At 61.4% G+C, this 12,924-nt stretch carries 13 protein-coding genes; 7 read left to right on the top strand and 6 right to left on the bottom strand.

What is annotated here, in order from left to right:
* Positions 1 to 43 precede the first annotated feature (43 nt).
* On the bottom strand, positions 44 to 628 hold the full coding sequence (locus K9857_RS26230) for a LysE family translocator (RefSeq protein WP_224540811.1): 585 nt from the start codon (positions 626 to 628) through the stop codon (positions 44 to 46).
* An 82-nt stretch (positions 629 to 710) separates the two neighbouring features.
* The gene (locus K9857_RS26225; protein WP_224540809.1) at positions 711 to 2,042 is read right to left on the bottom strand and encodes a PLP-dependent aminotransferase family protein; all 1,332 of its coding nucleotides are present in this window, start codon (positions 2,040 to 2,042) and stop codon (positions 711 to 713) included.
* Between the two features lie 89 nt (positions 2,043 to 2,131).
* Here K9857_RS26225 and K9857_RS26220 point away from each other — a divergent pair, with 89 nt between their 5' ends.
* From K9857_RS26220 to K9857_RS26205, 4 genes are all read left to right on the top strand, one after another.
* On the top strand, positions 2,132 to 3,028 hold the full coding sequence (locus K9857_RS26220; RefSeq protein ID WP_224540807.1) for a DMT family transporter: 897 nt from the start codon (positions 2,132 to 2,134) through the stop codon (positions 3,026 to 3,028).
* Positions 3,029 to 3,118: 90 nt separating this feature from the next.
* A complete protein-coding gene (locus K9857_RS26215; RefSeq protein ID WP_224540805.1) occupies positions 3,119 to 3,739 on the top strand; it encodes a LysE family translocator in 621 nt (206 codons plus the stop codon).
* A gap of 68 nt (positions 3,740 to 3,807) precedes the next feature.
* Positions 3,808 to 4,890 carry a bifunctional transcriptional activator/DNA repair enzyme AdaA gene (locus K9857_RS26210; protein ID WP_224540804.1) on the top strand — a complete coding sequence of 361 codons (1,083 nt, stop codon included), beginning with the start codon at positions 3,808 to 3,810 and terminating at the stop codon, positions 4,888 to 4,890.
* Positions 4,891 to 4,911: 21 nt separating this feature from the next.
* Complete coding sequence (locus tag K9857_RS26205; RefSeq protein ID WP_224540802.1) at positions 4,912 to 5,529, top strand: DNA-3-methyladenine glycosylase family protein; 618 nt, start codon at positions 4,912 to 4,914, stop codon at positions 5,527 to 5,529.
* Between the two features lie 125 nt (positions 5,530 to 5,654).
* Here the strand turns inward: K9857_RS26205 and K9857_RS26200 are convergent, their stop codons facing one another.
* The 3 genes from K9857_RS26200 to K9857_RS26190 all read right to left on the bottom strand — a co-directional run bounded on the left by K9857_RS26200 (position 5,655) and on the right by K9857_RS26190 (position 8,855).
* On the bottom strand, positions 5,655 to 6,752 hold the full coding sequence (locus tag K9857_RS26200; RefSeq protein WP_224540801.1) for an extracellular solute-binding protein: 1,098 nt from the start codon (positions 6,750 to 6,752) through the stop codon (positions 5,655 to 5,657).
* Positions 6,753 to 6,754: 2 nt separating this feature from the next.
* Positions 6,755 to 7,870, bottom strand: coding sequence for an agmatine deiminase (gene aguA / locus K9857_RS26195; RefSeq protein ID WP_224540799.1), 1,116 nt, complete (start codon positions 7,868 to 7,870; stop codon positions 6,755 to 6,757).
* A 100-nt stretch (positions 7,871 to 7,970) separates the two neighbouring features.
* A complete protein-coding gene (locus tag K9857_RS26190) occupies positions 7,971 to 8,855 on the bottom strand; it encodes a LysR substrate-binding domain-containing protein (RefSeq protein WP_224540797.1) in 885 nt (294 codons plus the stop codon).
* 166 nt (positions 8,856 to 9,021) lie between these two features.
* Between K9857_RS26190 and K9857_RS26185 the strand changes: the two genes are divergently transcribed.
* Both K9857_RS26185 and K9857_RS26180 read left to right on the top strand, forming a co-directional pair.
* Positions 9,022 to 10,524 (top strand): trypsin-like serine peptidase, encoded by a 1,503-nt coding sequence (locus K9857_RS26185; protein WP_224540795.1) that lies wholly within the window; start codon positions 9,022 to 9,024, stop codon positions 10,522 to 10,524.
* A gap of 131 nt (positions 10,525 to 10,655) precedes the next feature.
* On the top strand, positions 10,656 to 11,144 hold the full coding sequence (locus tag K9857_RS26180) for a GFA family protein (protein WP_224540793.1): 489 nt from the start codon (positions 10,656 to 10,658) through the stop codon (positions 11,142 to 11,144).
* 99 nt (positions 11,145 to 11,243) lie between these two features.
* Here K9857_RS26180 and K9857_RS26175 read toward each other — a convergent pair whose 3' ends face one another.
* Positions 11,244 to 11,852, bottom strand: a complete 609-nt coding sequence (locus K9857_RS26175) for a tRNA-(ms[2]io[6]A)-hydroxylase (protein ID WP_224540791.1) — start codon at positions 11,850 to 11,852, stop codon at positions 11,244 to 11,246.
* A gap of 160 nt (positions 11,853 to 12,012) precedes the next feature.
* Here K9857_RS26175 and K9857_RS26170 point away from each other — a divergent pair, with 160 nt between their 5' ends.
* Positions 12,013 to 12,876 carry a universal stress protein gene (locus K9857_RS26170; RefSeq protein WP_224540789.1) on the top strand — a complete coding sequence of 288 codons (864 nt, stop codon included), beginning with the start codon at positions 12,013 to 12,015 and terminating at the stop codon, positions 12,874 to 12,876.
* Positions 12,877 to 12,924: the final 48 nt, after the last annotated feature.

Here is a 12,924-nt window from a genome sequence, read left to right as displayed (position 1 = left end):
TCACCACAAAAGCCTCCCTTGCCACAGGGTTCAGCGGTGTGGCTTACAACAGTAGATAAACCGCACTCACCGCCAACAACAACGCCATCACCCGATTGAACAGCCGCATCCCCGCCGGATTGTTCAGATACCCGCGCAAAAACGTCCCCGCATACACCCAGCACCCAACCGACACATAACAAATCACCAGGTACACCGCCGCGAACTGCCACACCAGCCGCGCTTCGCCGTCGGCCACGAACGCGCCCATGCCCGCGACGCAGGCCAGCCAAGCCTTGGGGTTGAGCCATTGCATCACCGCGCCGTAGAGCATCGACGGTGCGCGGCTGGCGTCTTTGGCTTCCAGTTGCCCGTTGTCCGCCGCCAGCTTGAACGCCATGTACAACAGGAACGCTACACCGGCCCACTGCACCACCTGAGTCATCGCCGGCCAGATCTGCAGCAGCTCATGCAGCCCCAGGCCCATCAGCACCAGCAGCAACACGAACCCCAGCGTTGCCCCCGCGACATGGCGCTGGCTGGCGCGAAAGCCGAAGCGCGCCCCCGAACTCAGCGCCACGATATTCACCGGCCCCGGGGTGATGGAAGCGGCCAGCGCGAACGCCGCCATGGACATCATCAGACTCATTGCACACCTTCTTTTTCTCAGTTGAACCAGGCCTCAAGGTAAACAGCCGCTCAACACACGTATTGAAGAAAACTGCCCTGCGTCACAGGTAGAACTCCACCACCCTCTTCACTTTCACCAGCGCCTGGCGCAGCGAGTCCATGTCCACCGAACCGAGCGCCAGGCGGATGGCGTGGGGCACGTGGCTGGTGATCGCAAAGGGTTCGGCGGGCGACACCGACACCTGCTCGCGCATCAACGCCATCGCGATCTGGTCGGCGCGGGCGTCTTCGGTCAACGGTAGCCAGATGAAGTACGAGGACGGGTGGCTGATGATCCGCAGCCCCGCCAGCATCTCGCGGGCCAGCGCCTGCCGGGCCTGGGCGTCGGCGCGCTTGTGGGCTTCCAGCCGGATCACCGTGCCGTCGTCCAGCCAGGTCGTGGCGATGGCGGTCATCACCCCCGGCGTGTTCCAGGTGGTGGCCATGATCGTGCGTTCGAATCCCGCGACCCAATGTGCGGGCGCGGCAATGAAGCCGACGCGCAATCCGGTGGCGATGTTCTTCGATAAACCGGAGACGTACACCGTGCGCTCCGGCGCCAGGGTAGTCAGCGGCGGCGGTGGGTTTTCGGCGAGAAAGGCGTAGGCGGCGTCTTCGATGATCGTCAGGTCATGCTGGCGCGTAATCGCCACCAGACGTTCGCGCTGATCGGCGTCCAGCACCCAACCCAAGGGGTTGTGCAGGGTCGGCATGCTGTAGATGGCGCGCACCGGTCGGCTGCGACAGAGTTTTTCCAGTGCCGCCAGATCCGGTCCGCGGTCGGTGACCGGAATGGGCAGGACTTCCAGATGCAGGGTTTCGGCCAGCGTCTTGAACCCAGGGTAGGTCAAGGCGTCGGCGGCGATCACATCACCAGGCTTGAGCAGCGTCATCATCACCACGGCCAGACCATGCTGGGCGCCGCTGACGATCAACAACTGTTCGGCCGGCAACTTGATGCCGCGAGTTTCCAGGTGCCGGGCGAACGACGCGCGCTCGTGCATGCGTCCGGCGTGGGGTTGATAGCGCAGGAGGGATTCAAGGTCACCGGACAGCGCCAGCTGTCGCAGCGCACCGCGTAACAGATCGGCCTGACCGGGTAACGACGGGTAGTTGAAGTTAAGATCGATCATCCCCGCCGCCACCACCGACTGGGAAATACCCTGCCCCGGCGGCAGCGACGTCTCCCGGACAAAGGTCCCGCGCCCGGTCTCGCCGCTGATCAGGCCCATGCTCTCAAGCTCGGCATACACCCGGCTGGCGGTGACCAGCGCCAGACCGTGTTCTGTGGCCAGTTGCCGGTGAGTCGGCAGGCGCGTGCCGGGCGGTAGATGGCCTGAACGGATATCGGCGGCAAAGGCATCGACCAGGGACTTGTAGCGCGAGCGAGGCATGTCGAAATGTATCCATGACAATTTTTTGATTGTACCGATACTCAGCCATAGCATGGGTTTCGTGCAACCCATCAATGAGTGTGAACAACATGGAACGAACCTCGAACCTGCAACACCGGGCGCTGGAGAGCGGCGCCAGCGGCTGGATCAACGGCCTGATCGGCGTGGTGATTTTCAGCGGTTCGCTGCCCGCAACACGGGTGGCGGTGCTGGAGTTCGATCCGGTGTTCCTCACGGTGGCACGGGCGACCATCGCGGCGCTTCTGGCGCTGGGCCTGCTGCTGTTGTTCAAGGAAAAACGCCCCGCACGCAATCAACTGGTTCCACTGATCATCGTGGCCCTGGGCGTGGTGGTCGGCTTTCCGCTGCTGACGGCACTGGCATTGCAGTACGTGACGTCCGCACACTCGATCGTCTTCGTCGGCCTGCTGCCGCTGGCGACCGCGGCCTTCGGGGTTCTGCGGGGCGGCGAACGCCCTCGCCCGGTGTTCTGGATTTTCTCGGTACTGGGCAGCCTGCTGGTCGTCGGTTTCGCCGTGGCCCAGGGCCTGACCGCCTCACCCCAGGGTGACATCCTGATGCTGCTGGCGATCCTCGCCTGCGGCCTGGGTTATGCCGAAGGCGCGAAGCTGTCGCGCAGCCTGGGTGGCTGGCAGGTGATTTCCTGGGCGCTGGTGCTGGCCCTGCCGGTGATGGCGGCGCTGACCTTGTGGCGGATGCCGGCGTCGTTCAGCGGGATCAGTACACCCGCCTGGTTCAGCCTGGCCTACGTATCACTGTTCAGCATGCTGATCGGTTTCGTGTTCTGGTATCGCGGCCTGGCCCAGGGCGGGATTGCCGCCGTCGGCCAGTTGCAGTTGCTGCAACCGTTTTTCGGCCTGGCGCTGGCGGCGACCTTGCTGCATGAACAGGTGAGCATCGGCATGCTCGGCGTCACCGTGGCGGTGATTCTGTGCGTGGCCGGGGCGAAGAAGTTCGCCCGCTAGGCACTGCTATGGCGCTTGCCAGCACGACTGTATGGGTCGGCCTCCCCGGGTGGCGTGGTAAAAATACGGCTCTTGCACTGGAGCCGAATCATGGACCTCGCCACCCTCACCCTTTTTCTTCCCGCCTGCTTCGCCCTGAACATGGCTCCCGGCCCGAACAACCTGTTGTCGGTCAGCAATTCGACCAAATACGGCTACCGCACCGCGTGTCTGGCCGGGGTCGGTCGCCTGCTGGCCTTCGCCGGGATGATTGCCCTGGCCTCGGCGGGCCTGGCGGTGGTGCTGCAGACGTCGGAGCTTTTGTTCTACGGGATCAAGATCCTCGGCGCAGCCTATCTGTTCTACCTCGCCTGGCAGCTGTGGCGTGCTGACCCAGGGGTGGAAAACATCGTCGCCGGTGCGCCGGTGGGGATGCTGGCGTTGGCGCGTCAGGAGTTTCTGGTGGCGGCGGGCAACCCGAAAGCCATCCTGATCTTCACCGCGTTCCTGCCGCAGTTCGTCGATTCGACCCGCGCTATCACCCCGCAATTCGCGGTGCTGGGTGCGTTGTTCCTGGTGCTGGAGTGGATCGCCATCGCCGCCTACGCCTACATGGGCCTGCACATGCGCCGCTGGTTCGCCAAGCCGTCGGGCAAGCGGATGTTCAACCGTTGCTGTGCGGGGTTGCTGTCGGCGGCGGCTTCGGTGCTGCTGATGGCGCGCCGTACCTGATCAATCACCGGAAATTGTTTGTCGATTTTCCGGTGGAGGCGCCCTTCGCGCCGTTTTATGCTGCGCCCATGAACCTGCCAAACACGCTCCTTCCGCCCCGCACCGAGATGGTTCGCGCCATGCTCGAACGAGACACCTCCTATGAGGGGGTGTTCTTCACTGCGGTCAAGACAACCGGAATTTTCTGCCGTCCCGGTTGTACCGCTCGCAGCCCGAGACCCGAAAACGTCGAGTTCTTCGCCCATGCCGATGAATGTCTGGCGGCGGGTTATCGCGCCTGCCTGCGCTGCAAGCCCCTGGGTGCCGCGGCCATGGCACCGGAGTGGGTGAAGCGGGTACTCGCGCGGGTGGAGGCCGATCCCGAGCAGCGCTGGAGCGACGCCCAGTTGCTGGCCGAAGGCATCGAGCCGCTGAAGTTGCGGCGCTGGTTCAAGCAGCATTTCGGCACAACCTTCCATGCCTGGTTGCGCACCCGGCGTCTAGGCATAGCCCTGAGCGGGATGAAACACGGCGATTCCATCGACAGCGCGGCCTTCGATTCGGGGTACGAATCCCTGAGCGGTTTTCGCGATGCCTTCCAGAAGTCCTTCCACATCACCCCAGGCCGGGCCGCCAACAGCGAACCGCTGCTGTTCACCCGACTGACCACGCCGCTGGGGCCGATGATCGCCATGGCCGAACGGCGTGGCCTGGTGCTGCTGGAGTTTCTCGATCAGGCGTCGCTCTCCGGGGAAGTCGAGGCCCTGCAAAATCGTTTTGGCTACGCTGTGGCGCCGGGGCATAACGCGCATCTGCAGCAGATCGAGCAACAACTCGCCGAATATTTTGCCGGCCAGCGCACCGAGTTCAGTGTCGCCCTGCACATGCCCGGCAGCGAGTTTTCCCGCATGGTCTGGGCCGAGCTGTCGAAAATCCCCTATGGCCGAACGACCACCTACGGCGCCATCGCCCACCTGCTGGGCAAACCCGGCGCCAGCCGCGCCGTAGGCCTGGCCAACGGTCACAACCGCATCTCGATTGTGGTGCCCTGCCACCGCGTGATCGGTGCCGACGGCTCGCTGACCGGCTACGCTGGAGGCGAACCGCGCAAGGCGTTCCTGTTGCGGCTGGAAAACGCGGCGGTGCAAATCACCGAGCAATTGGCCTTCTGAAGCCCCCCTCAAGGATGCAGCATGCCTGACCCCTACCAGCCAGCCACGCAATGGCTGGCCGACCTGGATGACGACTGGCGTCGCCACATCGACGCCATCGGCCCCTGCCTGCACCAACCCCACCCCGCGCGCGATCCCTATGAATCGCTGGTGCGGGCGATTGCCTATCAGCAACTGCACGCCAAGGCCGGCGATGCAATCATCGGGCGATTGCTGGCGTTGTATCCGTCAATCCCGTTTCCAAGGCCCGAACAGATAGTCGCCACGGACTTCGATCGGCTGCGCAGCTGCGGCTTTTCCGCCAGTAAGATCGCGACCATTCAGGGCATCGCCCAGGCAGCGCTGGACGGCGTGGTGCCGGATTACGCAACGGCGCGGGCGATGGAGGATGAGGCGCTGATCGAACGCCTGATCACCCTGCGCGGCGTGGGGCGCTGGACCGTGGAAATGCTGTTGATCTACAGCCTGGAGCGGCCGGATATTCTGCCCGCCGATGATTTTGGCGTGCGTGAGGGGTATCGGCGGTTGAAGGGGCTGCAGGCGCAGCCGACGCGCAAGCAGATGATTGAGATCGGGTTGGCGTGGAGTCCGTATCGGACCGTGGCTTCGTGGTATTTGTGGCGGGTGCCGGGCCGTTAGACCGCGTTATCGTTCTTCGCGAGCAAGCCCGCTCCCACATTGGATTTGTGGTGTACGCAAATCCCCTGTGGGAGCGGGCTTGCTCGCGAAGACGTCAGCCCATTCAACGCACTATCCAGCCAGGGTCACAAACCGGATTTCAACCGACTGAACGCCCGAACCAACGCCCGGTTGAACGCCTTGCCATTGCCATTCTTGCTGTACAACGAAGCACGAACCGCCTGCGGCGGATAAGTCCCCGGATCGTTGCGAATCGCCGGATCAATCAAGCCGTCCGCCGCGGTAATCGCGTTGGCGTAATGGATGGTGTCAGTGATCGGCGCGATCACTTCGGGCGTCATCAGGTAGTCCATCAACTTCAAACCCGCCTCAGGATGCGGAGCGTCTTTGGGAATCACCATGGCATCGAACCAGATCAACGTGCCTTCCTTCGGAATCCGGTATTTCAAGGTGTACGGCTTGTTCGCCGCCTCGGCCTGCCCGGCGGCGATGGCCACGTTGCCGTTCCACGACATCGCCACGCAGGTGTTGCCGTTGGCCAGGTCGCTGATGTTCAGATCGTTGTCGAAATAGCGAATGTAGGGGCGGATCTTCGCCAACTGCTGTTCCGCCAGCTTCAGGTCGTCCAAGCTCTGACGATTGATGTCCAGACCCATGTACTTCATGACCGCCGCGAATACTTCATTGGGGTCGTTGAGCAGGCTGACCCCGCAATCGGAAAATTTCGACACCACCGCCGGATCGAACAGCATCGCCCAGCTGTCGGTAGGCGCATCAGGCAAGCGCTTTTTCACCGCCTGCTCCTGAAAGCCCACCCCAGTGGTGCCCCAGGCATAGATCCCTGCGTAACGGTTGCCCGGATCGAACACCGCCATGTGCTGACGGAACTCCTCTCCCACCCCGGCAAAATGCGGCAACTGCTGCTTGTCGATGGTCTGCACCGCGCCGCTTTCGATGGCCCGGGACAGATGCTGGCCTGCGGTGAGCACCAGATCGTAACCACTGCGACCGGTCAGCAATTTGGTCTCGACGGTTTCCAGGGAATCGAAATGGTCGGCCACCACCCTTATCCCGGTCTGCTTCTCGAAATTCTTCAGGGTATCCGGGGCCAGGTACTCGCCCCAGATGTACAGATTGACCACCGGTTTGGCGGTGTCGGCGGCCTGCACACACAGGGGTGCAAGCACCAGCATCAACGCTTGAGTCAGTTTGTGCAGGCCCATGATCACGCTCCTTTGATCTGACTGGCGTATTGCGGCATGGTGATGCACGCGACGTTGCCGCCACCGAGGAGAATTTCCCGGGAGTTTTCGATGCCGACGATTTTGTGTCGGGGGAACAGTTCGGCCAGGGTCGCCAGCGCTACCCGATCGTTACGGTCACCAAACAGCGGCACCACGATGGAGGTGTTGCCGGCGTAGTAGTTGATGTACGACGCACAGATTTTCGTCCCGGCCTGACGGGTATGGGTGCTGTCCAGTTGGTCCAGGCCTTCGGCCTCTTCGGCAGTCCACTCCAGCACATCCGGTTGCGGCAGCTTGTGCACGATCAGCTCGCGACCGCGGCTGTCGCGGGTGCTGCGCAGGATGTCGTAGGCCTCCTGATAGATTTCCCACTGCGGATCATCGCGATTGTCAGTCCATTGCAGCACCACTTCGCCGGGGCGCACGAAACACGCCAGATCATCGACGTGGCCATCGGTTTCATCGAACTTGCAGCCCCGGGGCAGCCAGATCACCTGCTCGGCACCGAGGTAGTCGGTCAGCCGGCTGGTCACTTCTTCCTTGCCCAGGTGCTGGTTGCGGTTACGGTTGAGCAGGCATTGCTCGGTGGTGAGGATGCTGCCCTGGCCATCGCTCTGAATGCCACCCAGTTCGGCGATCAACGGTGCGCGATAGCGGTCGAAACCTTCGATTTCGAGGATCTTGCTGGCGATCTGATCGTCCTTGTCCCACGGGTAGTACAGGCCGCCATCGAGACCGCCGTAGGCATTGAACTCAAAGTCCACGCCCCGCACTTCACCGTTCTGGTCGTTGACCACGAAGCACGGGCCGCTATCACGGAACCAGGTGTCATTGCAGGTCATCTCCACCACCCGCACCTGCGGCGGCAGCTGGCGGCGGGCGGTGGCGAACTGCGCGGCGGAGGCGCAGACCGTGACCGGCTCGCTCATGGAAATGGCGGTGACGATCTGCACCCAGACTTTTTGCGCCGGCTTGGCGCCGTTGCGCCAGACGTCGGTGCGCTCCGGCCAGCCGAGCCAGCAGCCGGATTTGGCTTCGAACTCGCCGGGCAGGCGGAAACCGTCGAGTTTTGGAGTGGTATCGAGCAAGCGTGCCATGGTCAAACCTCATCAGCGGGGATTGGAATGACCACAGGCTAAGGTCGCCGGCGCCCTCCTCGCCAACGATGATTATTTCGGAACACTTGAATTCAACTCATCAATCAGTCAGTTGATCGTTGAACCACTCCAGCATCTGCGTCACGGCCGGACGCTCCAGCCGCACCCGCTCGCACACCAGCGCGTATTGGCCCAGGGCGGTCATGCTGGCGCTGAACGGCCGCACCAGCCGGCCACTTTGCAGATCTTCATGGGCCGTCAGATTGTCGCCCATGGCCACGCCCTGCCCCTGGGCCGCCGCCTCCAGCGCCAGGCCCGCATGGGCAAAATACAGCTGGCGCTGCGGGCGTTGATCACCGGCGTGACTGGTGAGCCAGGCGGTCCAGGTCTTGCCGTCCTGATCGTCGTGCAGCAGGCAATGGCGAGCCAGATCCTTCGGCGTTTTCAGGGTGCCCTGGTTGAACAGGCCGGGACTGCACACCGGGAAGAACTGCAACGCCGGCAGTGGCCGGACGAAATACGCCGTGCTGTCCACGGGACCGGTGCCGTAGGTGATCGCCAGGTCGATGTCCTCCCCAGGCGCCGTGGCATCGATGGGCTGTTCGTAGAGGTGCAGGGTGATGTGCGGATAACGCGCATAGAAATCCGTGAGCCGGTTCATCAGCCACTTCTGCGCCAGTTCGGCGGTCACCGCCAGGCGCAATACCGCGAGCGATGACGGGTCGCGCAGCTCGTCGCAGGCCTCGCCGATCAGTTCGAAGGCCTGCTGCAGGCTCTGCATCAGGCGTCCGGCGGCCATGGTCGGGCGGATCTGCCGGCCTTCGCGGATGAACAGCGACACGCCGAGTTGTTCTTCCAGTTGCCGGATCTGATGGCTGACCGCGCTGTCGGTCACGCACAACTCTGCCGCCGCCCGGCCGAAATGGGCGTGGCGCGCGGCGCATTCGAAGGTTCTGAGGGCTGCCAGGGAAGGTAATCGGCGCATCGGGTCGGGTCCGGAGTTCGAAGGCGCCCATGCTGACCCGCTGCAGTGGGGCCGCGCAATACCTACAAACAGTTGCGGGCTTCGCCCAATACGCCCGGCGGTTTTACTGTGCGGCCTGCAATGAACTTCAGCATTGCAACTATCCATCAACAACCAGGGATTGGTTATGAAACAACGTAAATCGAGTGCCTTGTGCGCACTGACGACAGCACTGATCTTCTCTTCATCCACTTTTGCGATGGACTTGGGAGAAGGCCTGACCAATGGCTCCGACGCGGTATTACTTAAAAACCAGGATGACCATTACAAGCGCTGGAATGGCATTGGAAAGATATTTCTCAACGAAGACCCCGTCTGTACCGCCAGCCTTCTGGACACTCGCGATGAACACTTCAACGCCGTCGGCCCGGCTTACTTGCTCACCGCCGCGCATTGTGCGCCCGGCGTGCTTCGCCGCCCTCTCGCGCCAACAGATAAGGAAACCGTGAAGTTCAACTATTTCAACGACACTTCCGCCAACCACAAAACCTATCCGGTCAAGGAAACCGTCTGGAAGGATTTCTCCCAGACCGACCTGGCAATCATGGAACTGGACGTTACCCTCGACACCCTGATCAAGGCCGGCATCAACCCTCTGCCCCTCGCTTCGCAATGGTCGAAGGATGCTTCGGACGTGCTGATCGTCGGCGCTCCCGGCGGCCTGGAACAATCAGGATTGCGATTGGCTGCCTGCACTCAGGAGCCTGTGGAAGGCACACTGGTTGAAAGTGACCGGGTCTTTCTCGAGAGCTTGAAAAATGCTTGTCGTGAAGTGCGTCCCGGGTCTTCGGGAAGCCCCGTACTGGACAGGCAAAGCGGCGCGATCCTCAGTGTGCTGTCGACCAGTACCGACGGGGCAACGGCCGAGGAACAATGCTTTGAAAATGCGCCTTGTGAAGTCAGAAACGGCAAAGTCTCGTGGTCGCCGGATACGCACTACTCCTTTGCAGCAGACAAGTTGCCGAGTTGCTTCAGCCAAGGTGTTTTCACCAGTGTTTCGAACTTCTGTACATCGCAAGCCCCTTTCAAGCTGACCGAGCTGAAATACTGGCCAACTCAATACGTGGCCATGCCCAGAAATGCGTCCAGCCCTGACCCTATGATCAATGCGCAGTTCTCGTTAAGTACGCCTTTTTATCGCTTCAAGACTGTAAGGCAAGCGCAGGATTGCAGATCGGCGCGCAACTACAGTGGCACGCTTGATGCCAATGATGTGGTTCTGGATACAGCTGTCAGCCGAGACGTCGGCATGCATTATCTGTGTGTCATTGGCGTCGAGTCCGCCGAACAAAGACCCACTGCCGCATTGATGAACAACGCCTGGGTGACACCTGTTCAGCTGGTGGAAAGAACGCCGGTTCACACGCCGGAGCCGACGATTACGCTGAGCGCCGATTGGAACTACAACGTCAAATGGCGCTATCTGGTGCCGACGCACTTCGGCGCACTCTACTTCTCGGGACCGGCGTCGGAAACCGATTGCAGCAAAGTGAAGATTGCCGACTACACGAAGACGTTTGAAGAAGTGACGTTCATGGCCGAGCAGTTGCCGTTGAAGTTGTGCAGCAGGAATGAGGATTTAAGCGGACGTTACTCGGAGGTTCGAACCGATCTGCTGGCGTTGCCCTGACAATTGATCGCGAGCAGGCTCGCTCCCACAGGTTCACGGTGATCCATGTGGGAGCCTGCTCGCGATTGCGTCTGCACTATCACCGTTGTCTTCTAGGCTGAATCAGATCCCACAAGCCATTGGAGGCCACCATGCATCTCGAAGGCTCCTGCCATTGCGGCGCGGTTTCGTTCAGTCTGACCAGCGCCCATCCCTACCCCTATCAACGCTGCTATTGCTCGATCTGCCGCAAGACCCAGGGCGGTGGCGGTTATGCGATCAACATTGCCGGCGACGCCGACAGCCTCAAGGTACGCGGGCGCAAGAACATCGCGATTTACCATGCGCTGCTCAAGGGCGAAGGCGAAGCGCGGGCCCACCGCAGTAGCGCCGAACGGCATTTCTGTTCGGTATGCGGTTCGGGATTGTGGCTGTTCAGCCCTGAATGGCCGGAGCTGATTCACCCGTTTGCCTCGGCGATCGACACGCCGCTGCCTGTGCCACCGGAGCATACGCATTTGCTGTTGGGGTCGAAGGCGCCTTGGGTGGAAGTTGAGGTTCAGCCTGAGGACAAGCAGTTCGATGGTTATCCCGAGGAATCCATCGCCCAATGGCATGAGCGACTCGGTTTAAACCTGTAGGAGCGAGCATGCTCGCGATGAACGCAAGGACACCGCGGGGCATCAGGCTTCCCGCGTTATCGTTGACGACCATCGCGAGCATGCTCGCTCCTACAGGGATCAGGCAGCTGCGGGAATACCGCTGTGGAATCGGAACTCCACATCCGGCGACTCGATCAATTCCTGCTCCGCCGCACGAACACGGTCGATCACGTTGGCAATGTCCTTGGCATCCCCATACTGGTAAGCCAGCTTCAGATACCCCTGAAAATGCCGCGCTTCGCTCTTGAGCAGACCGAAATAAAACTTGCCCAGTTCTTCATCCAGATGCGGCACCAGCGCCTCGAATCGCTCACAACTGCGCGCCTCGATGAACGCGCCCACCACCAGGGTATCCACCAGTTTCACCGGTTCATGACTGCGCACCACCTTGCGCAACCCCGAGGCATAACGCCCGGCGGACAGCTGGCGCAGCTCGATCTTGCGCTTTTTCATCAGGCGCATGACCTGTTCATGATGCACCAGCTCTTCCCGGGCCAGGCGCGACATCATGTTGATCAGGTCGACATGGGAGTGATATTTAGCAATTAGGCTCAGCGCAGTACTGGCGGCCTTGAATTCGCAATTCTTGTGGTCGATCAGCAAGGTTTCCTGATCGGCCAGCGCGGCCTGGACCCAGCCATCGGGGGTGCGACAGCCAAGGAATTCGTGAATTTCGGGAAGGATCATGGGGCCCACGGAGTAAAGGTTCGAAACGAAGGGCGCCGATTATACCGGCCTGCCCGCAGACCACCAGCGGCCGACCGTTGATATGTATCAACACCCCGGCCGGCAGCCAGCAACTATAGTTGTGCAACGCCGTGCGTTTTCATTTCAGGAGATCCCGATCATGCAAGCCATTCGCAGCATTCTGGTGGTCATCGAACCCGAACATTCGGAAAGTCTGGCGCTCAAACGAGCCAAATTGATTGCCGGCGTGACCCAAGCGCATCTGCATCTGCTGGTGTGTGACCCCAAGCATGATCACAGCGCCATGCTGAGTGTGCTCAAGGCGGCCTTGCTGGAAGACGGTTTCAGCGTTACCACCGAACAGGCCTGGAATCAGAGCCTGCACGAAACCATCGTCGATGTGCAGCAGGCCGAAGGCTGCGGGCTGGTGATCAAGCAGCATTTCCCCGACAGCGCCCTGAAAAGAGCCCTGTTGACCCCGGCGGACTGGAAACTGCTGCGCCACTGCCCTACCCCCGTGCTGCTGGTGAAAACCGCCGGTTCCTGGAAGGACAAGGTGATTCTGGCAGCCATCGATGTCGGCAATACCGACCCGGAACACCGTCACCTGCACAACACCATCATCGATCACGGCTATGACATCGCCATCCTGGCCAAGGCTCACTTGCACGTGATCAGCGCTCACCCCTCGCCGATGCTGTCGTCGGCCGATCCGACCTTCCAGCTCAAGGAAACCATCGAGGGGCGCTATCGCGAGCAGTGCCGGGCGTTCCAGGCCGAATTCGACATTGACGATCAACATCTGCACATCGAGGAAGGGCCCGCAGATGTATTGATTCCGTTCATGGTCCACAAGCTGCAGGCGGCGGTGACGGTGATCGGCACCGTGGCGCGCAGCGGGCTTTCAGGGACGTTGATCGGCAATACGGCAGAAGTGGTGCTCGATGCGGTGGAAAGCGATGTGCTGGTGCTCAAGCCGCAGGAGATTGAAGATCATCTGGATGAGCTGGCCAGCAAGCATTGAGAGGTGTGGTGCCTGTTGAATCATCTTCGCGGGCAAGCCTCGCTCCTA

This window comes from Pseudomonas sp. REP124 (assembly GCF_020164475.1).
In the GTDB taxonomy this organism is placed as follows: Bacteria; Pseudomonadota; Gammaproteobacteria; order Pseudomonadales; family Pseudomonadaceae; genus Aquipseudomonas.
Note: the sequence above shows the minus strand (reverse complement) of the source record. Positions and strands in the feature narration are given on the sequence as shown.